A 21,537-nucleotide genomic window follows, 5' to 3' on the forward strand; every position below is an offset into this window, starting at 1 on the left:
ACGGCGACCGGCTAGAAATCCCAATGGGTGAGCCGGCCGTCGACGAACGTCGCGGCAACGCGCATACCGGACAGGTTACGGGCGGCCTCTTCGGATGTCGCCCCGCCAAACGGATCCGAATCGAGCAACAGGACATCGCCCCGGTCGCCCGAACGGAGGCGGTCGACACCATCGGTCGAGGCCGCGAGGGCTTCACGCGGCGAAAGTGCTTCCTGCTGATTCCACGGAGGACGGCCGTCTCCGGACCGGTACACTGCTGCGGCCATGGCAAGCCAGGGGTCCAAAGCGGCGACGGGCGCATCCGAGCCCAACGCAAGACGGACCCCTCGGTCGAGCATCGCACGAAACGCAAAACTGCGATCGGCCCGATCGGCCCACAGCCGATCCATCACATCGCGGTCGTCGAGGAGGTGGGCTGGCTGGACGCTGGCAGTGATTCCCAGCCCCGACATCCGGTCGATATCCTCCCACCGCACTACCTGCGCGTGTTCGATCGAACCCCTGCTCCCCGTGATCTGAAAAGCATCCAATGCGTGGGAGACCGCCGCATCGCCGAGTGCGTGAAGAGCTACGTCGAGTCCTCCGGATCGAGCAATACCGAGCAGCCTCACCAATTCCTGCGGATCCACATTCTGTACCCCTCGCGGATGAGTCATCTCGTCCGCTCCGAGGTACGGCTCGCAACAATGGGCCGTGCGGGTACCGAGGGAACCGTCCGAGATGATTTTGAGAGGCCCCATCCGAACCATTCCGCGCTCGTCGAGGACATCTCCGCTGGCCAGACCCCGCTCCAGGACGGTGTGGACGAGGTCCGGGTAGACACCGGTGCGCACGCGCAGTTTCGTATCCGCGTTCTGGGACCGGCGAACCCACACATCATGGTTCGCTGCGAATTCGAGGTCCACGATACCGACGACGCCTTTGGCCGCGGCTGCCTTCATCGCATCGCGCACCGCGGATTCGGGGTCCGGGGCCCAAGGCTCCAATCTTCCGAAGAGAGGAAACCAATCGTCCTCATCGAAGGGCGTGTCCCTCGGCGGTGCCCCCACAAGAGTCATAGCCGCCGAGTTGAGCCAGCCGTTGTGCATGTCTCCGCTCACCAGAGCTACGGGACGCGAACCGGTGACCGCGTCGAGCTCCGCCACGGTTGCCTGGCGGGACCATTCCGAGGCTCGGTACCCGAAACCGAAGAACACGCCGTGCCCACTGTCATGGGCCAAGGCGTCGCCCACCAAACGCGTGACAGCCTCCGGTGACTTCGTCCCCGCGAGATCGAGCCGGGAACGAGCCTGTGCCCACTGGTCAAAATGAACGTGTGCATCCCACAACCCCGGGACGAGCCAGCGGCCTTCGGCGTCGACGACTTCGTCGCCGATGTCGGGCGAGATCCGGGATGCCAGATCGATTCGCCCGTCGGTGATGCGGGCATCGAGGACCTCACGGGTGAAGGCCTCCCGCACATTGCGGAGGAGAAACGAACTCATGTCTCCCTTCTACCTCAGGCAAACGCTCACTCATGTGTACGTTTCCGAGAACGCGGGAATGTGACGCCCCCGCTGCCAGGTGACCCTCGGCCACGACTGACTCCCCGAACGCAAAGGCAGGGGATGCCTTCAGACGTCATGCGACCTCCCAGCGCGCAATGTGCGGTGCGTGCCTCGGTCCAGGCCGCACATTGGCTCAGACTGGACCGGCTGAGGCCGGGCAACTACCCCTTGTCTTCGTCCGCCATGCGTGCGACCAGGTCCTTGGGCACCCCGAAGAAATACGTCAGGATGAAACCTGCTACGTAGGAAATCAGCAGCCCCACAGCATAGATCGCGAGCGCGGCACCGATACCGTGGTTGCCCGCTGCCAAGGGAAAGAGCGCCCACCCGCTCGGTCCGATGGCGGTGGATCCGGTGGCATAGCCGAGCTGATTGAACAGCCCCACGAACCCGCCTCCAAAGGCGCCACCAAGACACGCGGTGATGAAGGGGCGGCCCATCGGCAGGGTAACGCCGTAAATCAGCGGCTCGCCCACCCCGAGGATGCCCGCCGGGAGGGCGGACTTGATGGTATTTCTCAAGGCACGATTGCGGATACGCAAGTAAATCGCCGCGGTCGCCCCGACTTGTCCGCCACCCGCCATCGCGAGAATCGGCAGGAGGATCGTGTACCCGGCCTGGGAGATGAGAGTTGTGTGAATCGGTATCAGAGCCTGGTGCAGACCCAGCATCACTAAGGGCAGGAAGAGTCCGGCCAGAACGAATCCGGCGACTCCTCCACCGACCCCCAAAAGCCACGTCGCACCGGTTCCGATGCCGGTCGAGATCCAGCCTGCCAGGGTCATGAGCGGGAAGAGCGTCAGCGCCCCCGCGATTAGAACCGTGACCGTCGGAACGATTAACATGGCCAGTGATTCCGGGGCCCACTTGCGTGTCCAACGCTCGATGTACGCGGCGAGGATTGCCGCGAACAGGGCACCGATCACGCCGCCCTGGCCCGGTTCGAGGGATGTGCCGAAGACGGAGATTTCGGAGACCCCCGCAAACGGAATGATCGCTGCGACTGCCCCGCCGAGCACCGGAGTGCCGCCGAACTCCTTGGCCGCGTTCATGCCCACGAACACGGCAATCAAGGTCATGAACCCGCTCGATATCGCTGTCAGGACGGGCACGGCCCCAGCGGCCCACGGCCACGCCCCATTCGCGACGAAGTTTTGCAGAACGCCACTGATACCGGCCACGATGCCGCACGCGATCAGGGCGGGAATCAGTGGAAGGAAAATATTGGCGATCCGACCCAGGAATCCGCGGATCGGGGATTTCCCACGCTCGGACTGCGAGCGTTTCATCTGCGCGCCGAGAGCCTGGAGATCGTTCGGGGACGTCGGCTCGGTGACGTCCGGATTCTCCGCGCTCTCCGACGCCGCCACGGATCCGCCGCCGCGCGAGCCCTGAGTTACTTTCTCTTTCTGCAGGCGCTTGTCGATATCCCGGGCGACCGTGTCCACGACCCCAGGGCCGAGCACGACCTGCATAGTCGATCCGGGCACGACACCCAATACTCCCTCGACACCGCGCAATGCCTCGACGTCGACGGCGGACTCGTTGTTAACGGGGATTCTCAAACGAGTAATGCAGTTTTCTACCCCGCCGATATTGGAAGCGCCACCGAGACCGGCGATCACTTCCTGCGATATTTTCTCTTGGTCAGGCATTGTCGACTCCTTTGTACGTTGCCTTCATGACGTCGTGCGGGCAAGTCCTCCTGCCGTGCAGGTCTCCCCCATCAGCTGTGAGACCGGACCAGCCGTCCCAGAGCTGCTCGGAGGACGCCCGCATCACGATCCAATTCCTCGCGTGCACGTGGGGCGTCGACACCGGCAAGGATCATGAGAATGGCTACTTTGGCGCTTCCATCCGCCGCCTCGACAGCCGTTTCGACCTCGGAGTCCTCGGCGTCGGTCACCGTCTGAACGATCCGACGGACTCTCTCCTTCAATTTGGTATTGGTCGACTGAACGTCCACCATGAGATTCCCGTACGTCTTGCCCAGTCGGACCATGCTCATCGTCGAGATCATGTTGAGCACGAGTTTCTGGGCCGTCCCGGCCTTCAACCTGGTCGAGCCCGCTACGAGTTCCGGCCCCACAATCACCTCGATGGCATGCGCGGCAACCGCCGCGAGCCGGGACCCCCGATTGCACACGACGCCGCCCGTCGTCGCGCCTCGCTTTGCGGCCTCCTCAACAGCACCGACTGCATAGGGCGTCGTCCCGGATGCCGATATCCCAACGACGGTGTCCGAGGGACCGATGTCCAACGCGACGATGGCCTGCCCGCCCGCGGCCGAGTCGTCCTCGGCTCCCTCCACCGCGGAAACGATAGCCCGCTCTCCGCCGGCGATGAGGCCGACGACTTCTCCGGGTGCGGTATTGAACGTCGGCGGACACTCGGAAGCGTCGAGGACACCGAGCCGTCCCGCGGTTCCCGCGCCGGCGTATACCAACCGACCCCCCGAGCGAAGACCAGGAACTGCCGCGTCCACGAGTCGGGCAATATCCGCGCTGCGTTGCCCCACGGCAAGCGGAACCGTCGAATCGGCCCGATTCATGAGCCTTGCCAAGGCTTCGGTGGGCATCCGGTCGATCTCCGAGAACTGTTCGTCGATCGCTTCTGTGGTGGGAATGTCAGGTGTCATGAGTTCCGGTTCTCCTGGGGTGTCGTGCCGTTCGGGCGGGGTGAACGTTTGAAGGCCAGGGCCTCGTGGGAGCGCGCGATGGCCCTCCGCGCTTCCTCTTCACGGACCTGGAAAACCATGGTGAACAGCGCATCAACCACGAAAAGCTGTCCCGAGCGAGAAGTCATTGCCCCGAGGCGAATCCCGGATTCGCGGGAAGCAACGCTGACCAAGACGTGGTCGGCGCTCCCCAGAGGTGCACGCGGTTGTGTCGTAATGCCGACTGTTCGGGCACCGGCTTGAGCCGCCAGCCCGAGCGGATCGACGACGTCGCGGGTTCGGCCCGATGCGGATACCCCGATGAAAACGTCCTCAGAAGTCAGCAGCACGGCAAAGGTCAGCGCATCGTGCGCCTCGGTCGCGGCATGAACCGACAGACCTATTCGGCCGAGCTTGGCGGCAAGATCTTGAGCGACCAGCCCGGATGCACCGATACCGACGACGAGGACTCGCCGAGCGTTCGCCACGGCGTCCGCCACGGTCCGTACCGCCTCGGCATCGAGCGCCCGCTCGGTCTGCGAAATGGCCTCCCGCTCCCCGGCAGCCAGCTTCGTCACGACGTCGCCCGGGGCGTCCTCGGCCGAAATCCCCACCGGATACGACCACTGGTCTGCGGCGGCTCCCTGAGCCCGCCCGACGGACGTGGCGAGGAGGGTGCGCATTTCCCTGTAGCCGGCACACCCGATGGATCGGGCCAAGCGGATGACCGAAGCATCGCTGGTTCGGCTGCTCCGGGCGAGCTCCCCGAGCGTCATCGGGACCGTGCGGACGGGATCGTCCAGGATGAACCTCGCGACCTTGGCCGGGCCGGGACTCAATGTGTCCGCGAGCGCTCGCAGCGAGCCGAGGACGTCAGGCGGCGACGCTCTTTCGGAGTTTTTCTTCACATTTTTCTTCACCCTTTGAAGTTTTCCTCCCATTGTGACTCATGTCAACAACTACGGCCAGGCGTAGTTTTAAGTTCGCCTTAATGATATTCCTATATGTGCCACCTTAACGTTGCCATCAGCACAACATATTGTGCTCGGCACGGATCTTGCAGAAAGGAAGACATGGAAGAGCACTCGGCCACCCGCTCCCGGCCGCCTATCCGATTCCGCACGCTTGCCCCGCACGAGTCCCCGAGCCTCGTCTATTTTTCGAGCGCTTCGGAGAACACCCGCCGCCTCGTGGACCGTCTCCGATTCGACGCCGTCAGAATTCCCCTGCGTCCACGCCTCGACGGGATGATCCGCGTCAGTCGGCCCTACGTTCTGATCGTGCCGAGTTATGGCGGAGGAGAGGCAAAACAGGCCGTCCCCCGACAAGTCATCACCTTTCTGAATGACCCGCAGAACAGGAGCTTGATTCGAGGGGTCATCGCGTCAGGAAATACCAATTTCGGTGAGCACTTCTGCATCGCAGGTCCCGTGATTTCGAAGAAGTGCGGGGTTCCGGAGCTCTACAGATTCGAGCTCTTGGGTCACTCCCGCGACGTCGAGACCATCAATCACGGGCTCGACGAGTTTTGGCACGCTTTGGAACACGACAAGGAATCCGCATGACATCACCCACCACGACATCACCCGGTGACAAAGAAGGCATCGGCACGCGCAAGGACTATCACGCCCTCAACGCTCAACTGAACCTGTTCGACGAGTCCGGACAGATCCAGTTCGATCGCGACAAGCAAGCAATCGGCGCTTATGTACAGCAATGGGTCAAGCCTCGTACACGACGATTCGACAGCGTGACCCAACGTCTCGAATGGCTTGTGGACAACGACTACTACGAAACGGATTTTCTTCAGGCCTACGACTCCGAGTTTCTTTCCACGGTTCACCAACGAGCTGCGGAGGCAGGACACCGTTTCGGGTCCTTCCTCGGCGCATTCAAGTTCTACACCTCGTACGCCATGAAGACCTTCGACGGACGGGAGTATCTCGAGGACTTCTCGGAGCGGGTGGTCGCCACGGCCCTGTATCTCGCGCGGGGCGACGAAAAGTTGGCGGTGCATCTCGTCGACGAGATGATGTCAGGTCGCTATCAGCCTGCGACCCCCACTTTTCTGAATGCGGGGAAGAAACAAAGGGGCGAGCTCGTCTCCTGCTTCCTGCTGCGCGTGGAAGACAATATGGAGTCGATCGGCCGGTCGGTGAATTCCGCCCTCCAGCTGTCGAAACGTGGCGGCGGCGTCGCGTTGATGCTCACGAATCTTCGTCAGACCGGTGCCCCCATCAAGAAGACCCAGAACCAAGCCTCTGGAGTGGTTCCGGTCATGAAAATTCTGGAGGATTCCTTCTCCTACGCGAACCAGCTCGGCGCCAGGCAGGGGGCAGGGGCCGTATATCTGCATGCGCACCACCCCGACATTCTGCGGTTCCTCGACACCAAACGGGAAAATGCTGACGAGAAAGTGCGCATCAAGACCCTCTCTCTCGGCGTCGTCATCCCCGACGTCACGTTCCGGCTCGCCAAGGAAGACCGGGACATGCTCCTCTTCAGCCCGTATGACATAGAACGGGAATACGGAAAACCGATGTCGGATTTGTCGATTACCGCGCTCTACGACGAACTGGCCGCAAACCCGCGGATCCACAAGGACTCGATCCGGGCTCGCGACTTCTTCACGACGATCGCGGAGCTTCAATTCGAGTCGGGTTATCCCTACGTACTCTTCGACGACACCGTCAACCGGGATCATGCGCATCCCGGACGCATTGGGATGTCCAATCTCTGCAGCGAGATCCTTCAGACCAGCACCCCCTCGACGATGGGCTCCGATCTCAGCTACGAGTCCGTTGGTCGGGACATTTCATGCAATCTGGGCTCGCTCAACATCGCCGCGGCCATGACCTCCCCTCATTTCGGCCGCACCGTCGAGACCGCGGTCCGAGCGCTGACCAGCGTCTCCGACCAGTGCGACGTCGACGCCGTGCCCTCCGTGGCCCGCGGAAACAGGGCCACCCACGCGATCGGGCTCGGGCAAATGAACTTGCACGGCTACTTGGCATCCCAGAACATCCGCTACGGGAGCACCGAGGCTATCGATTTCACGGACGCATATTTTCGGCTCGTGACATTCCACGCGATCCGGGCCTCTCATCTGCTCGCGGTCGAACGCGGCGAGACTTTCGAGGGATTCGCCAGTTCGGACTATGCGAACGGGGTCCGCTTCGAACGCTACGTCTCGACGGATGGCACCCCCGCCACCGATCGTGTCCGCTCGCTGTTCGCCGAGGCGGGTGTGCACCTGCCCAGCCGCGAGGACTGGATCGTCTTGAGGGCGGCTGTGATGAGGGACGGCATGTACAACGCTTACCTTCAGGCGATTCCTCCGACGGGATCGATCAGTTACATCAATCATTCGACCGCTTCATTGCACCCGGTCACCTCGCGGATTGAGATCAGAAAGGAAGGGAAGCTAGGGCGTGTGTACTATCCGGCCCCGCATATGAGCCAGGAGAATATCGAACTCTTTGAGGACGCCTACGAGGTGGGGTACGAGAAGATCATCGACACCTATGCCGCTGCGACCAAACACGTGGATCAAGGTCTTTCGCTGACGCTCTTCTTCAAGGACGACACGACGACGCGAGATATCAACCGTGCCCAGATCTATGCCTGGAAAGCGGGAATCAAGACGCTCTACTACATCCGACTTCGCCAGGCCGCGCTGGAGGGCACGGAGGTTCAGAACTGCGTCTCCTGCGCCCTTTGACCCCATCCGATCCAAGCTCCAAGGAAACCACTATGTCCAACGCGACCCCGAACCTTCCGATCACCGATATTTCCGTGACCCCGCCGTCCTTTCGCCACGACCCGGCTCTGCGCCTGCGCCCCGTCAATTGGAATCAGGTACAGGACGAGAAAGACCTCGAAGTCTGGAACCGATTGACCTCGAATTTCTGGCTTCCCGAGAAGGTACCCCTGTCCAACGACCTTCCGGCTTGGCAGCGACTGACCGATGAGGAACGAACATTGACCATGCGAGTGTTCACCGGGTTGACCTTGCTCGACACGGTTCAGGCGACGGTCGGGGAGATCAGCCAGATCCAGGACGCTCGCACCGAGCACGAGGAAGCCGTCTACACGAATATCGCCTTCATGCAGTCCGTGCACGCCAGATCCTATTCGAGCGTTTTCTCCACGCTTTCCAGCTCTCGCGATATCGAGCAGTCGTATCGGTGGGCGGTCTCCAACGACCTCCTGCAGGAACGTGCCAAGAAGGTCTTGATGCACTATTACGGCGATGACCCGTTGCGGCGGAAAGTCGCCTCGACCCTGTTGTCTTCGCTCTTGCTCTACGCGGGGTTCTACCTGCCGCTTCACTTCTCGGTGCACGCGACCCTGACCAATACCGCGGACATGATCCGGCTGATCCTTCGGGACAAAGCCGTCCACGGTTACTACTCGGGTTACAAATTCCAGCGGGGCCTCCGAGCTTGCTCGGTCGCGCGCCAGGAAGAGGTCAAGGACTTCACCGTCAACTTGTTGGAAGAGCTGTACGAGCTGGAGCTGCACTATTCGGGAGAACTGTACGAACCGCTGGGGCTCATGGACGACGTCGCCGTTTTCGTCCGATACAACGCCAACAAGGCACTGATGAACTTGGGCTATCCCGCGTACTTCTCCGCGGAGGAGACCGCCGTGAATCCGGAAATCCTGGCGGCCCTCGCTCCAGGCGCCGATGAGAACCACGATTTCTTCAGTGGTTCGGGCTCCTCCTACGTGATGGGCAAGGCCGTGGAGACGGACGATTCCGACTGGGACTTCTAGCCCTCAGTCTCTCGACGGGGGTTCTCGCCATCGGCGGAGTCGACGCGCTCAGTAGCCGATGACGAGGCCTCCTCGAGGTCTCCGTCCGCGACCGCCGCACCTTCGTCGGGGTCTTCCTCGCGCCCCGGGGTTCTCAGGTTCCATTTACGGATCACGAATCGGAAGAGGAAGTAGTAGATCAGTCCGTAGCCCACCCCTATGGGTATCAGCCAGATCGAATTCTGAGATATGCCGAAGTTGAGCACGTAGTCGATGGTTCCGGCAGAGAAACCGAATCCGGAGTGAATCCCCAGGGCGTTAGTCAGCGCCATCGAGGTCCCCATGAGCACCGCGTGGATCAAATACAGCGGCCATGCGATGAACATGAAGGAAAACTCGAGGGGCTCAGTGATACCGGTCAGGAACGACGTCAGACCGGTGGACAGCATGATGCCGCCGACGATCTTCTTCTGCCCTGGTTTGGCTTCATGCCATATGGCCAGCGCAGCCGCGGGAAGACCGAACATCATGATCGGGAAGAAGCCCGTCATGAACACTCCCGCGCTGGGATCGCCCGCGAAGAACCGCGTCAGATCGCCGTGAGCGCCGTTGTAGTCTCCGAGGATGAACCAGACAATGGAATTGAGAATGTGGTGGAGGCCGAAAGGAATCAGGAGCCGGTTCAGTACACCGTATAGACCGGCACCTGCCACAGGGTTCCCTCCGACCGCGGTGCCGATTGCGGACAGCCCCTTGTCGAAGAGCGGATAGATCAAGGCCAGGACCACGCCGAGCACCAGGGCCGCCAGGGACGTCAGGATCGGGACGAGACGCCTTCCGCCGAAGAAGCCGAGCCAATCGGGCAGTTTCGTCCGGTGAAAACGTTGCCACAACATGGCGGACGTCAATCCGATCACGATCCCGCCCAGGACGCCGTAGTCGATCGCAGGGTCCTCCCCTGCGGCCGAGGTTGCGTCGCTGCTGAGGACGACCGGCGACATCACCTTGAACACGTTGGTCATCACGAGGTAGCCGACGACGGCCGCGAGCGCCGTCGAGCCATCGCCCTTTTTGGCGAAGCCGAAGGAAATGCCGACCGCGAAGAGCAGCGGCAGCCCGTCGAAGAGAGCCGTACCGGCGGCGCCGATCACCTGGGCTGCGGTGGAGATCGAGGAGAAACGGCCGAGGAGGTCGTCTTGCCCCAGTCGTTGAAGGATCGCGGCTGCGGGCAGAGCCGCGATCGGAAGCATCAGGCTCCTCCCGAAGCGCTGAAGGACTTTCATGGATTTGCCGTCGCCTTTTTTGGGGGAAGACCCGGCGGCCGTCATGGGGACGTCTGACGAAGACATGGGGACCTCGATTCTCGCGTCGGCGAGAGTAGCGTGCGGTTGTGTCGATGGAGCGCAGTCGGTACGCTCAAGTCAACTGTTTATAACCAGTGGTTCTGATCACTGTGAGGCACAAGGAATTGCTTGTCAAGGGCAAGGAGGAATTCAATGTTTGATCCGGAAAAGCTTCTGGAAGCTCTCGGGGGCGCAGACAATATCGAGGACATCGAGGGCTGCATCACACGGTTGCGCACCGAGGTCGAGGACTCATCCGTCGTCAACCAGGCTGCGCTCAAGGCCATGGGCGCCCACGGTGTGGTCGTCTCGGGTGGCATGGTTCAGGTCGTCGTCGGTCCCGAGGCGGAGAACCTGGCCGAAGACATCCAGGATCTGCTGTAGCGGAAGCGATCGCAGAGGTGGTTCACAAGCATGAACAGGTCAGGTCGGAACTGCGCGACCTGGCGCGGCACGAGTTGTCCCCGGGTGATGCCTTACCTGGTGAAAGGCAGCTGGAAAAACAATTCGGCGTTTCCCGCATCACGATCCGACGTGCCGTCGCGGACCTCGTGGCCGAAGGCGTGCTGGTGCGCATCCACGGCAAAGGGACTTATGTCTCCCATGGGCGCGTTCGTTCCAATCTGCACTTGGCTTCCTTCACGGAAGACATGAAACGCGCAGGACTGGAACCATCGACGAGGATCCTCTTGGCCGAACGCAGGCAGGCCACGCCGAGGGCAGCGGAGTTCTTCGGGCTGGACGACGGCGAGGAAACCCTGTGCGTCAAACGGCTCCGGCTCGCGAATCATGCCCCGGTCAGCGTGGACGAATCGTGGATGCGACCGGAACTGACCGATCTTCTGCTCGCCAAAGATCTGAGCCAATCTCTGTATTCGCACTTGTCCGGGACGGAGTTCGCGGTCAGCACCGCCGAGCAGACCGTGGAAGCCGCTGCGGTAGATCCTGATCTGGCTCGAATTCTGGACGTGGAGGCGGCAGCACCCGTCCTGCTTTTCCACCGATATACCTTTGCCCGCGGAGAACACGGGCCCCTTCCGCTCGAATACTCGATTTCGACGTACCGTTCGGATCGGTATCAGATTTCGATGAGTCTGGAGCTGGATCGAACCGGGCTTTCCGATCAGCCTGAGGCCGCCTCCGCTTAACTTGTCAGTCACTGCCCGTACCCTGTATTCAACGCCCCGCGCGACGCCGGAGGCGGAACCAGGAGGTGGCTGTGTTCTTCGTCGATGCCCCGGGCCAAACCCCCGGGAGCTCTCATCGTTCCTTGGTCTACTCTGCTTCGGATTTGGTCCGTGCCGCGGAATGTCCGTGGGCAACAGTACACATCTTGGAGGAAAAGCTAGGCCGCCTGCCCCGCTTCCGTGCCCCAGAGGACGCGATGCTCGAGCGCACCTCCAGATTGGGAGATCAGCACGAGGCCGCTGTGCTGCAAGACATGATCGCTCAATGCGGGCGTTTCGATCGGAGCACCGGCCGCGGGGTCTATGAGGTCGAGCCGGCCGGAACCCTGGACCGCGGGGCCCTTCTTCGAAAGCACCAAGAATCCATTGCAGCTCTGCGCGTGGGCGCTGACGTCGTTTTTCAGGCATCTTTCTTCGACGGCCGATTCCACGGTCGTTCGGATTTTCTCGTCCGTGAGGCCGACGGCAGATACGCCGTCTTCGACACCAAACTGGCTCGTCACGCCAAGGTCACCGCATTACTGCAGCTTGCCGCCTATGCGGACCAACTGGCGCAAGCGGGGATCCCGGTCTCGGATACGGTCACGTTGATACTCGGCAATCGGGAACGGGCGTCATTTAGTGTCGGGGAGTTCATGGCGGTTTACCAAGAGCGCAGGGACCGCTTCGAGTCACTGACTCAGGATCGCATGAATCCATCAGCCGCTCCGCTCGACTGGTGGGACGAGGCCCTGCCCCGTTGCGGCGCGTGTCCCCACTGCCTTGCCGAAATCGAGAAACACCAGGACGTCCTGAAGGTTGCGGGGATGTCCATGACCCAGCGCAAAAAACTACGCCAACGCTATGACGTACGCACCATGATGGACTTGGCGGGTCTGGGCGGCCGAGACCTTCCCGCTCCTGTTCGCTCCGCTCGGGATCAAGCGGCGATGCAATGTGGACTGTCCGTCCCGGACAAGACCGTGACTTATACGGATGCGGAAGGAGTCCAGCAGAGTGTTTCCTATCTGGTCACTGATTCCGCGCCCCTGACAAGGATCCCGGCCGCCAACCCCGGGGACATATTCTTCGATTTCGAGGGCGACCCCATGTGGCAGGATCCTGATGATTCTTCATGGGGCATCGAGTATCTTTTCGGCCTTATCGAGACACCGCTCGACTCTGCTGAAGAACCCGCGTTCGTGCCGTTCTGGGCGCACTCCCGGGAAGAAGAGAAGCAGGCTCTTCTCGATTTTCTGCAGTACGTCAGTGAACGTCGGCAGCGTTATCCCGGTATGAAGATCTACCACTATGCCAATTACGAGAAACGTGCACTGCGAGACCTCGCGGCCCGGCACGGCGTCGGGGAGGAAGAAGTCGACGACCTCCTTCGCGAAGAGGTCCTTGTGGATCTCTACGAGTCCGTCCGCGCGAGTTTGCGCATTTCGCAGGGCTCGTATTCGATCAAGAAATTGGAACCGCTCTACATGGGCGATCAGCTCCGCATGGGGGATGTCACCAACGCCGCGGCCTCGGTCGTGGCCTACGCCGATTATTGCTTGGCTCGCGATACGGGTGAGAACGAGCATGCGAATTCCGTTCTGAGTTCGATCAGCGACTACAACCGATACGATTGCCTGTCGACTCTCAAGCTCCGCAACTGGTTGCTCTCTCTCGTCTCTCGTTCCGCGACCGAAGAAGTGAGCCGGCCGCCCCAATTGCCCGGGACTCAGGTCGAATCGGAAACGATCGAGTCCGCGCGCGAGACACCCGTCGAATTGTCGCTGAACCACTTCGTGGAGACAGCCACGCCCGAGTCCACCGCGCTCTCCCCGGGAGAGCTGAGGGACACGGTCCGGGCGGTCGCTATGGTCTCCAGCGCTACCGGTTATCACCGACGCGAACGGAAACAATTCTGGTGGGCTCACTTCGACCGACTCACGGCTCCCGTTTCGGACTGGGAATCGCAGCGAGACGTCGTGGTCTTCGAGCGGATGAGTGTGGAAGAGGATTGGCACAAGGCTTCACCTCGGTCGAAGGTCGAAAAGCGCGTCCTCGCCGGAACGGCCCGCCTCGCGGAGGGTTCCGGACTGAAGCCCGGAGACTCAGGGCTCTTCGCTATGTACGAAGCTCCGCTACCACCGTACTTGGAAAACAAGGCGCTCGAAGCCCAGCAACGTATCGAGGCTCGGTCCGGAGGGCAACAACCGGTCGTTTCGCGCGCCAGCGATGCTCGGCTGACCGTAGAATCCCTGGAGCCCGCTTCGTCCCCTGGACTGGTCCGCATCCGGATGATCGAATCCCGTCCTCAAGGCACGGAGCCCTTCGACCAGATTCCAATGGCGTCGACCCCCTCGGCGCCCATTCGCACTGCGGCCCAGGAAGATTCGCTCGCGGCTCTCGCGGAGGAAGTCGACGCGGCCCTCCCCCAGTTACCTCGGGCAGCGGGATTGGACATCCTGGCCCGCAGGCGGCCACGGCTCGTCGGCGGGGCAGCCCTTCCACGAGCAAACGACCCGGGCTGGGGAGACGGGAAGATCCCCATGGCAGATGCGATCCACGCGGCGGTCTCGCGGCTGGACGACTCCTACATTGCTGTTCAGGGCCCGCCCGGAACCGGGAAATCGTACGTGGGATCTCATGTGATCGGACGTCTGGTGACCGAGGGGTGGACCATCGGGGTAGTCGCCCAATCGCACGCCGTCATCGAAAATCTACTGCGTGGCTGCATCACCAACGGAGGCGTCCCCGCGGCGGCCATCGCCAAAGCCAAGAAAGCACGCCCACAAGGAGATGCGATTTCTCCTCAAGTTCCTTGGCAGGAAATCTCGCCCAAGGAGATTTCCTCATTCTTGGCGGAAGCAATGCCTCCCGACTCGGGGCCAGGCGAGGGGCGAGTGTACGGCGGCACGGCCTGGGACTTCGCGAACCAAGACCGTTTTGCCCCGGGGAGCCTGGACCTTCTCGTCATCGACGAGGCCGGGCAGTACTCCCTGGCCAATATGCTGGCCGTCTCTCGGGCCGCGCGCAACATGCTTCTGCTGGGCGATCCTCAGCAATTGCCTCAAGTCACCCAGGGAAGTCATCCGTATCCTGTCGACGAATCAGCTTTGGGTTGGCTCTCCGCGGGCGAGCGCACCCTGCCACCCGAATTCGGGTACTTTCTCGACTCGTCATGGCGAATGCATCCACAACTGTGCGGACCGGTCTCCAAGCTGTCATACCAAGGCAAGCTTCGGTCCGCACATGCTGCGGCTCGGCGGGTGCTGACAGATACCCGCCCAGGCGTGTATCGTCTCGACGTTCCACACGTAGGGAATGCGACGTCCTCTCCGGAGGAAGCTCACCAGGTCGTGGAGCTCGCGAGACAATTCATCGGAAGGAGCTGGAGTGATGCGCCGGACCAAGCGCTCAGGCCGTTGGAACCTGAGGATGTCCTCGTCGTGGCTGCCTACAACGCCCAAGTGGAAGTCATTCGTGACGCCCTGGAAAAAGCGGGGCTTTCGCATCCGGATGAAACGGGGGTCCGGGTGGGCACCGTCGATCGGTTTCAAGGCCAGGAAGCGCCGATAGTCATTATTTCAATGGCGGCTTCTTCTGCAGACGAAGTGCCTCGGGGGATGGATTTTCTCTTGTCACCCAACCGACTCAACGTAGCCGTTTCCCGTGGACAATGGGCGGCGGTGATCGTCAGCTCCCCCAGCCTCACAGATTATTGGCCGACCAACCCGGAATCGCTGTCGATTCTCGGCGGTTTCACGGCCCTTCGTCGGGACGCCGCACGATGGAACGAACTTCCGCTCTCAGGGAGCACGCGGGACAAAGAAGGGATGATCCATGAATAATAATCTAGAACCCCACGGACACAACCAGGAGGAAGGGATGATAAACATCAACCCGAGTTTTAAAGCCCGGACTCCCTACATCTTCCATTTCGACGAGCAAACGGTCGTCTTGGGGGATCCCGAGTACCTGAAACAGGTTGAGACGTTCCTTCTCACGGCGGATCTGGCGACACGCACCACCTACTGGGACACGGGAGAGGAAGATCCCCTCGACTTCGACCCGGATCCCGAGCCCGAAGACATGAACAGCGTCGGCATTGAAGGCGACGAGCGGGTCTTCTGGAATGCCATCGAATCGGCGATTTTCCAACAGACCGAATGGCCCGAGGGCGAGGAGGCCGTTGTGTACGCACCTCACGTGCCCGAATGGTTGTCCCGTGCCCAGTCGTGGTACTTCGATCCCGTATGCCCCCCGCTGGGCCCGGGAGGACCTGGCGGTTGGGTTCGACGTCGTTCCGTAGACGGCCGCGGTTATCCGGTGGGCCTGTTCCAACTCACCGAAGCAGATTCCTTCTGGGTGTTCGCGGCCGAAGACGACCTCTCCGACATCATGGAACTCTGCCGTTCCCTTGCCCGCTTCCGGATTGGTTTCGACCAGGTCACGCCGTACATCGGGCCGGATGACTCGGTCGGCTCCCTGGCCCTGCCCATAGAATGCCGAGATGCTCTCCAGGAAGAGCTCATGATCAGGGGCGTGGACGTCGAATCGATGTTCTGGGAATAACCCCCGGAACTGGGTTCAGTTTCGAATCCAGAAGCTGAACCGAAAGGCCCTGACCCCACGGCGGCAATCCCAGAGCTCTAGCCGGCCGGGTCGAGGCCGCGATTAGTGCTTCGTTGATACTGACCCCAGCGGAAACAACCGTGCGCACGGCCTGGTCCATGGTCAGGGTCGAGCCAGCGATCGCCCCTTGGCTACCGTCTTGAGTTGCCAGGCGGGCGATCCCGGCCTCAACATGCACATCCAATGAGCCCAACCGATACTCCCCGTCGGACTGGCCTGTCGCGGACATGGCATCCGTAATGAGCAAGACCCTTTCGGGCAGAGACCGGAACAGCATGGCGATCACCTCGGGGGCCACGTGAACACCGTCGGCAATCACTTCTGCGTAAACGTGTGGCGATTCCATGGCAGCCATCACTGGACCCGGGCGCCGGTGATGGATGCCGTTCATGGCGTTGAACGCGTGCGTCAGAATCGACGCCCCGGCGTCGAATGCTCGACGGGCTGTCGCATAGTCAGCATTCGTGTGCCCCACCGCCACTCGCACTCCTTGATCCACAAGGTACCGAGTAACGGCCAGATCCTCGTCGTATTCGGGGGCCAGCGTCACCTGACGGAGGTATCCCCCGGCCGCCTCGACCAGCCGCTTCGCTTCGTCGAGGGACGCGCCATGAAGGAAATCCTCACGGTGAGCACCTTTGTGCGTCGGGGATAGCCATGGGCCCTCGGCGTGAATCCCTTCCAGCCTCACACCCTCCGGAACGCCATCACCCGACTCGATTACCGTGGCGATTCTCCGACACGATGCCTCGAGTTCTTTCAGCGGATTGGCAACCAGGGATGCCACGGCCCTTCCCGTACCGTGCTCCCGATGCACCTTCAACGATGCCGGGAGACTCTCGACCTCCTCGTACGCGTACCCTCCAGCCCCGTGCGAATGAATATCGGTAAAGGGTGCCGTGAGGTACAAGCCCGTCGCATCCACACGGGTAGCAACCGCATCGATCTCGGGCAGACCGCGAAAAGAATCGCCGAGACCGCCACGGACGGGTTGACCGTCCTCGTCGACCACGATCCAGACCGTTCCGGAGTCACCACGCAGGGCCGCTCGGGGCAGATGAGATAGGACCGGGAGATCCCGCAAAACTTGGGTCGGGTGCGCGGAATGGATCAGCAGAGTCATCAAACTCAATCCTTCGGTGTGCGGACAACAGTGAGGTCGAAGCCGTACCGGTCCGCGCGATAGGTGGTCTCCGTGGTTTCGACGGGGGTTCCCGCCGCGTCGAAGGCGATACGCTCCACACGCAATGCCGCCGCGCCGACAGGCTGGGACAGAAGATTCGCTTCCTCCAGGCTGAGGTTAACCGCCCGAATCGCTTGCCGTGCAGATTCCGCCCGGTGACCCTCTCGCGCCAATTGCCGGTCGAGCGAGCCGTTGGGATCGGGCAAATGGCCCCCCAGCACGGCCAACGGAATGAAAGATAGCTCAATGGCCATGGGCGCACCATCGGCGAGGCGCAAACGGTACACGCGCCCAACGTCCTCGCCCTCCGAAATCCTGAGTTTCACGGCGAGGTCGGCGTCGGCTCGGACGACATCGTTGCCCAAAGGCTCGCTGGTCGGCCGATGACCTCGTTCCGCCATATCCTGCGAGAAAGAAGTCAGCCGCAGGTCCTTGCGAATCAGACTGGGGTCCGCAACATAGGTTCCCGACCCACGAACCGCATAGACGGCACCGGAAGCGACGAGATGACCTATGGCCCGGCGCACGGTCGCCCGGCTCACATCATAGCGTTCCTGCAAGTCCCTCTCGGTAGGAAGAGCCTGATGAGGCTCCAGCGCAGAAATGACCTCGGTTTCCAAGTCCGCAGCCAACGAGACGTACTTGGGCTTTGCCCGGACATCATGAGGAGTCATCGCCGAATATCACCCACCGAAAATATATTGGTACGAACCAAACATACACTTTTTCGTGACATTTGATAATTGGTACGTACCAATAGGTGCTCAGGGGAGTAGGCTGAAGTCATGGAGATCATCGTTACCCCGAACCCGGAAGCCGTGGGCGAGTACGCCGCCCGACGCATTGCCGCACTCATCGAGAATAAGCCGGACGCCGTTCTGGGCGTCGCAACCGGCTCGAGTCCGGTGCCTACTTATCAGGCTTTGGAACGGAAGGTCCGGACCGGTCTCGACATGTCGCAGGTCAGCGCTTTCGCCCTCGATGAGTATGTGGGGTTGGACGAAGGGCACCCGCAAAGCTATGCCGAGGTCGTGCGGAGGGACGTGACCGAGCGACTCGAGCTCGACCCGAACCTCGTGCATGTCCCCAGCGGACACGCGCACGACATCCTGGCGGCTTGCGAGGACTACGAGGCCCAGATTCGTGAAGCCGGCGGAGTGGACATCCAGATCCTCGGCATTGGAGCCAACGGACACATCGGATTCAATGAGCCAAGCTCTTCCTTGTCGGGACGGACGCGGGTCAAGACGCTGACTCCCAAGACGCGCAAAGACAACGCACGGTTCTTCGACAATGATCTCTCTCAGGTGCCCACTCATTGCATCACCCAGGGGATCGGTACCATCCTGGATTCCCGCGTTGCCCTGCTCGTCGCGACGGGCGAGGGCAAGGCCGATGCGGTCGCCGCAATGGCTGAGGGCCCTATGGGAGCGTTCTGCCCCGCCTCGGCGCTTCAATTGCACCGCAGGGCGGTCGTCGTCGTGGACGAAGCCGCCGCCTCCGGCTTGAAAAATCGCGAGTACTACGACTTCGTCCGGGACCACCGGCCCGATTGGCAGGTCGAGCCTCAAGGTCGTGATGAGCGCACCGTCACCTCAGCGCATCGACGAACCACGACGTAATGCTGGCCGGGTGGGTGATCGCGGTGCCCACGACCACGGAATCCGCCCCTGCGCCGAGGGCCGCGGCCGCCTGGGCCGGGGAATGGATGCGGCCTTCGGCAATGAGCATCTTCCCAGTCTGTGCTTCTGCGATCGAGGAAATGAGCTCCAGGTCCGGTCCGTCAGTTTTGGCTCGTTCCCCGGTATAACCGGCCAGGGTTGTCCCCACGATGTCGGCCCCTGCATCGACCGCGGCGAGGGCGTCATCGAGGGAGCCGCAATCGGCCATGACTTTGGCCGCCGACTGCTCGTGCAAGGCGGCAATCGTCTCGTGCAGACTCCGCCCGTCAGGCCGGTTCCTGCGTGTTCCGTCGATGGCGACGATATGCGCACCCGCTTGGGCGACCGCCAGAGCGTGGTGAAGGGTCGGGGTGATGAAGACGCCTTCGTGCCCGTCCTTGAACAATCCGATCACCGGCACCTCTACCGCGGATCGGGTGTGCTGGATATCCGCGATTCCCTGGACCCTGATGGCCGCCGCTCCTCCGACGACGGCCGATTGAGCGACCTGCGCCATGGTCCGCGGATCCCGCATAGCTTCCCCAGGGTAGGCCTGCGCCGAGACGATCAGACGCCCGCGGAGATTCTGGAGCTGCTCATTCGTGAGAAGCATGGAGGATTCCTTTCCGCCGCTGAGGCGTTGTTCAGGTATTCGGGGAGGCCGGGTTCTCGTCCGACCAGGCCAACGATGCTGCACCCAGCAACGCCGCCAACCCGCCCGAGGACGCCGCTGCCGGAACGGTCTCGATTCCGGGCAACCTTACGGCTTCAAAGGTCTTGATCATCGGGTCCCACCACAGGGGCCCCGAGTCGGCAATGCCGCCGGAGAGCACGAGTTCGTCCGGATCGATCATGTTCACGATGCCGCCCAGGAAGGCCCCTGCGATTTCCGCCGAAACGCGGATGACCTTCTGAGCTGCCGCGTCGTCCGCCGCGTTCGCGAAGACATCCCGGGCTGTGCGGACGTCACGATCCCCGCCGACGCTGCGATAGGCGTCCGCGAAGGAGACCCCGCCACACGCATCCTCGAGGATCATGTGTTCCGGGATTTTGGAACCCGCGGCGAAGATCTCCGCGTCAGGATGGTGCGGCATCGGGATCATTCCCACGTGGCCCGCGACGAAATGCCTGCCCACTTGCGGCTTCCCATCGATCAGCATGGCTCCGCCGACTCCCGTGCCGAATGCGACGAGAAACATCGTTCCTCGCGCCGACATCCCGTTGTTGCGCCGGTACAGGGCCTCACCCAAAGCATGCGCGTGAACATCGTTCACGGGCCGAACAACCTGGATCGGTCGTCCCGGCACGTCAGCGAGGAGCGCGCTCAGTTCCTTGGACAATGAGGTCCCCGTCCACCCGCGAATATTCGGTGTCGCAGAAACGACTTGGCCGGTATGGGGGTCGATCACTCCCGCCGAACCGATGCCCAGGATCGGCCGCACCTCGAGGCCGAGCTCATCGGCTTTCCGCAGCAACGTCTTGGAGACCGACGCCGCCGCGGCCAGAACGGCTGGGGGTCCTTCTTGCGCGGGGGTCGGCTCAGCAGTTTGCCCCAGGATCTCCCCGGTCGCTGTAATGAGAGCTCCCGCCGTCTTCGTTCCACCCAGGTCCAGGGCAACCGCGGCATGGGTCATAGAAGACCGGTCCTTTCCAAAATTTCTCGAATCGAGGCGGCTTCCTGATTGTTGAGCGCCGCCATGGGCTTGGACATTGTATTCGACGAGAACACGCCGAGTTCCACGAGGGCGGTTTTGAATGCACCCACGCCGGCGGCGCCCCCGGAGACCCGCGTGGCGTCCGCGCAGGTCACTATCGTGAAGAGGTCGGCCAGGCGATCCTGCTCGCGACGAGCTGCGTCCCAGTCTCCGGCGACGGCTGCCTCGTACAACCGAACGTACCCCGCCGGATCGACATTGCCCAGTCCCGGCACCAACCCGTCGGCACCTGAGAGCATTGCTCCGTCGCATACGATCTCGTGCCCGGTAAAGAGCGAGAAACCTTCGATATGGCGGGTAGCGAGACGCAATTGGCGGAACGCAATGTCATCGTTCGCCGAATCCTTGACCCCGATGATCGTGCCTTCTTCGGCCAACTGTGCCAGGACGTCCGTACCCAAGGGGATGTGTGTGCGGACCGGAACGTTGTACGCGAAAACCGGGACATCCACGGCTTCTCGCACAATGCGGAAGTGATCGAGGATCTCGCGCGGGTCGGTGATGATGTAATAGGGACTCGAAACGACGACGGCGTCCGCACCGAAATCGCTCATACGGCGTGCTTCGTCGGCCACGCGAACGGGGGTCTGGTCGTTGGCGCCGACGATGACCGGTACGGAACCATTCGCGAATTCGGCGGTCAGCTCGACGACGATGCGTCGCTCGTCGTCGCTCATGTAGGGGGTCTCGGCCGAGGAACCGAGCATGAACAACCCGTGGACTCCCCCGTCGATCAGATGGCGAACGACCCTTTCCAGGCCCTGGCGGTCGATCTCGCCATCGCTGGTGCGAGGGGTGATCACGGGCGGGATGACGCCGTGGAATGCGGGGGTTACAGACACGAAATTTACTCCTGATGGTTGTGTTGCTGATGATCCG

General features: G+C 61.9%; 18 protein-coding genes. 8 read left to right on the plus strand and 10 right to left on the minus strand.

All coding sequences use genetic code 11. The features are described 5' to 3' along the window. Nucleotides 1-11: 11 nt before the first annotated feature. From sake_RS11385 to sake_RS11400, 4 genes are all read right to left on the minus strand, one after another. Complete coding sequence (locus tag sake_RS11385) at nucleotides 12-1,484, minus strand: amidohydrolase (RefSeq protein ID WP_178946071.1); 1,473 nt, start codon at nucleotides 1,482-1,484, stop codon at nucleotides 12-14. A 224-nt stretch (nucleotides 1,485-1,708) separates the two neighbouring features. Next, entirely contained in the window at nucleotides 1,709-3,202 is a 1,494-nt protein-coding gene (locus tag sake_RS11390; protein ID WP_129360410.1) for a PTS transporter subunit EIIC, read from the minus strand. Nucleotides 3,203-3,273: 71 nt separating this feature from the next. Further along, the gene (gene murQ / locus sake_RS11395; protein ID WP_178946072.1) at nucleotides 3,274-4,185 is read right to left on the minus strand and encodes an N-acetylmuramic acid 6-phosphate etherase; all 912 of its coding nucleotides are present in this window, start codon (nucleotides 4,183-4,185) and stop codon (nucleotides 3,274-3,276) included. Beyond that, nucleotides 4,182-5,123 carry a MurR/RpiR family transcriptional regulator gene (locus sake_RS11400; RefSeq protein WP_178946073.1) on the minus strand — a complete coding sequence of 314 codons (942 nt, stop codon included), beginning with the start codon at nucleotides 5,121-5,123 and terminating at the stop codon, nucleotides 4,182-4,184. The genes murQ and sake_RS11400 overlap by 4 nt, the downstream gene beginning before the upstream one ends. Before the next feature lie 153 nt (nucleotides 5,124-5,276). On the opposite strand from sake_RS11400, the gene nrdI reads away from it, so the two are divergent. The 3 genes from nrdI to nrdF are packed head-to-tail and all read left to right on the plus strand — an operon-like array spanning nucleotide 5,277 to nucleotide 8,982. Beyond that, complete coding sequence (nrdI, locus tag sake_RS11405; RefSeq protein ID WP_129360407.1) at nucleotides 5,277-5,768, plus strand: class Ib ribonucleoside-diphosphate reductase assembly flavoprotein NrdI; 492 nt, start codon at nucleotides 5,277-5,279, stop codon at nucleotides 5,766-5,768. Next, nucleotides 5,765-7,924, plus strand: a complete 2,160-nt coding sequence (gene nrdE / locus sake_RS11410) for a class 1b ribonucleoside-diphosphate reductase subunit alpha (protein ID WP_178946074.1) — start codon at nucleotides 5,765-5,767, stop codon at nucleotides 7,922-7,924. The genes nrdI and nrdE overlap by 4 nt, the downstream gene beginning before the upstream one ends. A 32-nt stretch (nucleotides 7,925-7,956) precedes the next feature. After that, nucleotides 7,957-8,982, plus strand: a complete 1,026-nt coding sequence (gene nrdF, locus sake_RS11415) for a class 1b ribonucleoside-diphosphate reductase subunit beta (RefSeq protein ID WP_178946075.1) — start codon at nucleotides 7,957-7,959, stop codon at nucleotides 8,980-8,982. Here the strand turns inward: nrdF and sake_RS11420 are convergent. Next, nucleotides 8,979-10,310 carry a PTS transporter subunit EIIC gene (locus tag sake_RS11420; protein WP_129360405.1) on the minus strand — a complete coding sequence of 444 codons (1,332 nt, stop codon included), beginning with the start codon at nucleotides 10,308-10,310 and terminating at the stop codon, nucleotides 8,979-8,981. The two genes, nrdF and sake_RS11420, sit on opposite strands and share 4 nt — an antisense overlap. A gap of 147 nt (nucleotides 10,311-10,457) precedes the next feature. On the opposite strand from sake_RS11420, the gene sake_RS11425 reads away from it, so the two are divergent. The 4 genes from sake_RS11425 to sake_RS11440 all read left to right on the plus strand — a co-directional run bounded on the left by sake_RS11425 (nucleotide 10,458) and on the right by sake_RS11440 (nucleotide 16,039). Continuing rightward, nucleotides 10,458-10,688 (plus strand): glucose PTS transporter subunit EIIB, encoded by a 231-nt coding sequence (locus sake_RS11425; protein WP_129360404.1) that lies wholly within the window; start codon nucleotides 10,458-10,460, stop codon nucleotides 10,686-10,688. A 17-nt stretch (nucleotides 10,689-10,705) separates the two neighbouring features. Further along, entirely contained in the window at nucleotides 10,706-11,452 is a 747-nt protein-coding gene (locus sake_RS11430; RefSeq protein WP_197964431.1) for a GntR family transcriptional regulator, read from the plus strand. Nucleotides 11,453-11,523: 71 nt separating this feature from the next. Then, nucleotides 11,524-15,315 (plus strand): TM0106 family RecB-like putative nuclease, encoded by a 3,792-nt coding sequence (locus tag sake_RS11435; protein ID WP_178946076.1) that lies wholly within the window; start codon nucleotides 11,524-11,526, stop codon nucleotides 15,313-15,315. Further along, entirely contained in the window at nucleotides 15,308-16,039 is a 732-nt protein-coding gene (locus tag sake_RS11440) for a hypothetical protein (protein WP_129360401.1), read from the plus strand. Before sake_RS11435 ends, sake_RS11440 begins: the two co-directional genes overlap by 8 nt. Here the strand turns inward: sake_RS11440 and sake_RS11445 are convergent. Together sake_RS11445 and sake_RS11450 are read right to left on the minus strand one after the other, a co-directional pair. Further along, complete coding sequence (locus tag sake_RS11445; RefSeq protein WP_129360400.1) at nucleotides 16,002-17,222, minus strand: N-acetylglucosamine-6-phosphate deacetylase; 1,221 nt, start codon at nucleotides 17,220-17,222, stop codon at nucleotides 16,002-16,004. The two genes, sake_RS11440 and sake_RS11445, sit on opposite strands and share 38 nt — an antisense overlap. A gap of 5 nt (nucleotides 17,223-17,227) precedes the next feature. Further along, nucleotides 17,228-17,956 carry a GntR family transcriptional regulator gene (locus sake_RS11450; protein WP_129360399.1) on the minus strand — a complete coding sequence of 243 codons (729 nt, stop codon included), beginning with the start codon at nucleotides 17,954-17,956 and terminating at the stop codon, nucleotides 17,228-17,230. Nucleotides 17,957-18,067: 111 nt separating this feature from the next. Between sake_RS11450 and nagB the strand changes: the two genes are divergently transcribed. Beyond that, the gene (gene nagB / locus sake_RS11455) at nucleotides 18,068-18,904 is read left to right on the plus strand and encodes a glucosamine-6-phosphate deaminase (protein WP_178946077.1); all 837 of its coding nucleotides are present in this window, start codon (nucleotides 18,068-18,070) and stop codon (nucleotides 18,902-18,904) included. Here nagB and sake_RS11460 read toward each other — a convergent pair. Genes sake_RS11460 through sake_RS11470 form a run of 3 tightly spaced genes read right to left on the minus strand, consistent with a single transcriptional unit; the run spans nucleotide 18,873 to nucleotide 21,500 of the window. After that, nucleotides 18,873-19,556, minus strand: a complete 684-nt coding sequence (locus tag sake_RS11460; RefSeq protein ID WP_129360397.1) for an N-acetylmannosamine-6-phosphate 2-epimerase — start codon at nucleotides 19,554-19,556, stop codon at nucleotides 18,873-18,875. The two genes, nagB and sake_RS11460, sit on opposite strands and share 32 nt — an antisense overlap. Before the next feature lie 31 nt (nucleotides 19,557-19,587). Continuing rightward, nucleotides 19,588-20,577, minus strand: coding sequence for an ROK family protein (locus tag sake_RS11465; protein ID WP_178946078.1), 990 nt, complete (start codon nucleotides 20,575-20,577; stop codon nucleotides 19,588-19,590). Next, nucleotides 20,574-21,500, minus strand: coding sequence for a dihydrodipicolinate synthase family protein (locus tag sake_RS11470; protein ID WP_178946079.1), 927 nt, complete (start codon nucleotides 21,498-21,500; stop codon nucleotides 20,574-20,576). Before sake_RS11470 ends, sake_RS11465 begins: the two co-directional genes overlap by 4 nt. Nucleotides 21,501-21,537 lie beyond the last annotated feature (37 nt).

The organism is Kocuria sp. TGY1127_2, assembly GCF_013394385.1.
In the GTDB taxonomy this organism is placed as follows: Bacteria; Actinomycetota; Actinomycetes; order Actinomycetales; family Micrococcaceae; genus Rothia.

Bases quoted from the DNA above. Each gene is read 5' to 3' on its own strand.
- sake_RS11385 (WP_178946071.1), bottom strand. From the start codon at position 1,484: ATGAGTTCGTTTCTCCTCCGCAATGTGCGGGAGGCCTTCACCCGTGAG.
- sake_RS11390 (WP_129360410.1), bottom strand. From the start codon at position 3,202: ATGCCTGACCAAGAGAAAATATCGCAGGAAGTGATCGCCGGTCTCGGT.
- murQ (WP_178946072.1), bottom strand. From the start codon at position 4,185: ATGACACCTGACATTCCCACCACAGAAGCGATCGACGAACAGTTCTCG.
- nrdI (WP_129360407.1), top strand. From the start codon at position 5,277: ATGGAAGAGCACTCGGCCACCCGCTCCCGGCCGCCTATCCGATTCCGC.
- nrdE (WP_178946074.1), top strand. From the start codon at position 5,765: ATGACATCACCCACCACGACATCACCCGGTGACAAAGAAGGCATCGGC.
- nrdF (WP_178946075.1), top strand. From the start codon at position 7,957: ATGTCCAACGCGACCCCGAACCTTCCGATCACCGATATTTCCGTGACC.
- sake_RS11420 (WP_129360405.1), bottom strand. From the start codon at position 10,310: ATGTCTTCGTCAGACGTCCCCATGACGGCCGCCGGGTCTTCCCCCAAA.
- sake_RS11425 (WP_129360404.1), top strand. From the start codon at position 10,458: ATGTTTGATCCGGAAAAGCTTCTGGAAGCTCTCGGGGGCGCAGACAAT.
- sake_RS11440 (WP_129360401.1), top strand. From the start codon at position 15,308: ATGAATAATAATCTAGAACCCCACGGACACAACCAGGAGGAAGGGATG.
- sake_RS11445 (WP_129360400.1), bottom strand. From the start codon at position 17,222: ATGACTCTGCTGATCCATTCCGCGCACCCGACCCAAGTTTTGCGGGAT.
- sake_RS11450 (WP_129360399.1), bottom strand. From the start codon at position 17,956: ATGACTCCTCATGATGTCCGGGCAAAGCCCAAGTACGTCTCGTTGGCT.
- nagB (WP_178946077.1), top strand. From the start codon at position 18,068: ATGGAGATCATCGTTACCCCGAACCCGGAAGCCGTGGGCGAGTACGCC.
- sake_RS11460 (WP_129360397.1), bottom strand. From the start codon at position 19,556: ATGCTTCTCACGAATGAGCAGCTCCAGAATCTCCGCGGGCGTCTGATC.
- sake_RS11465 (WP_178946078.1), bottom strand. From the start codon at position 20,577: ATGACCCATGCCGCGGTTGCCCTGGACCTGGGTGGAACGAAGACGGCG.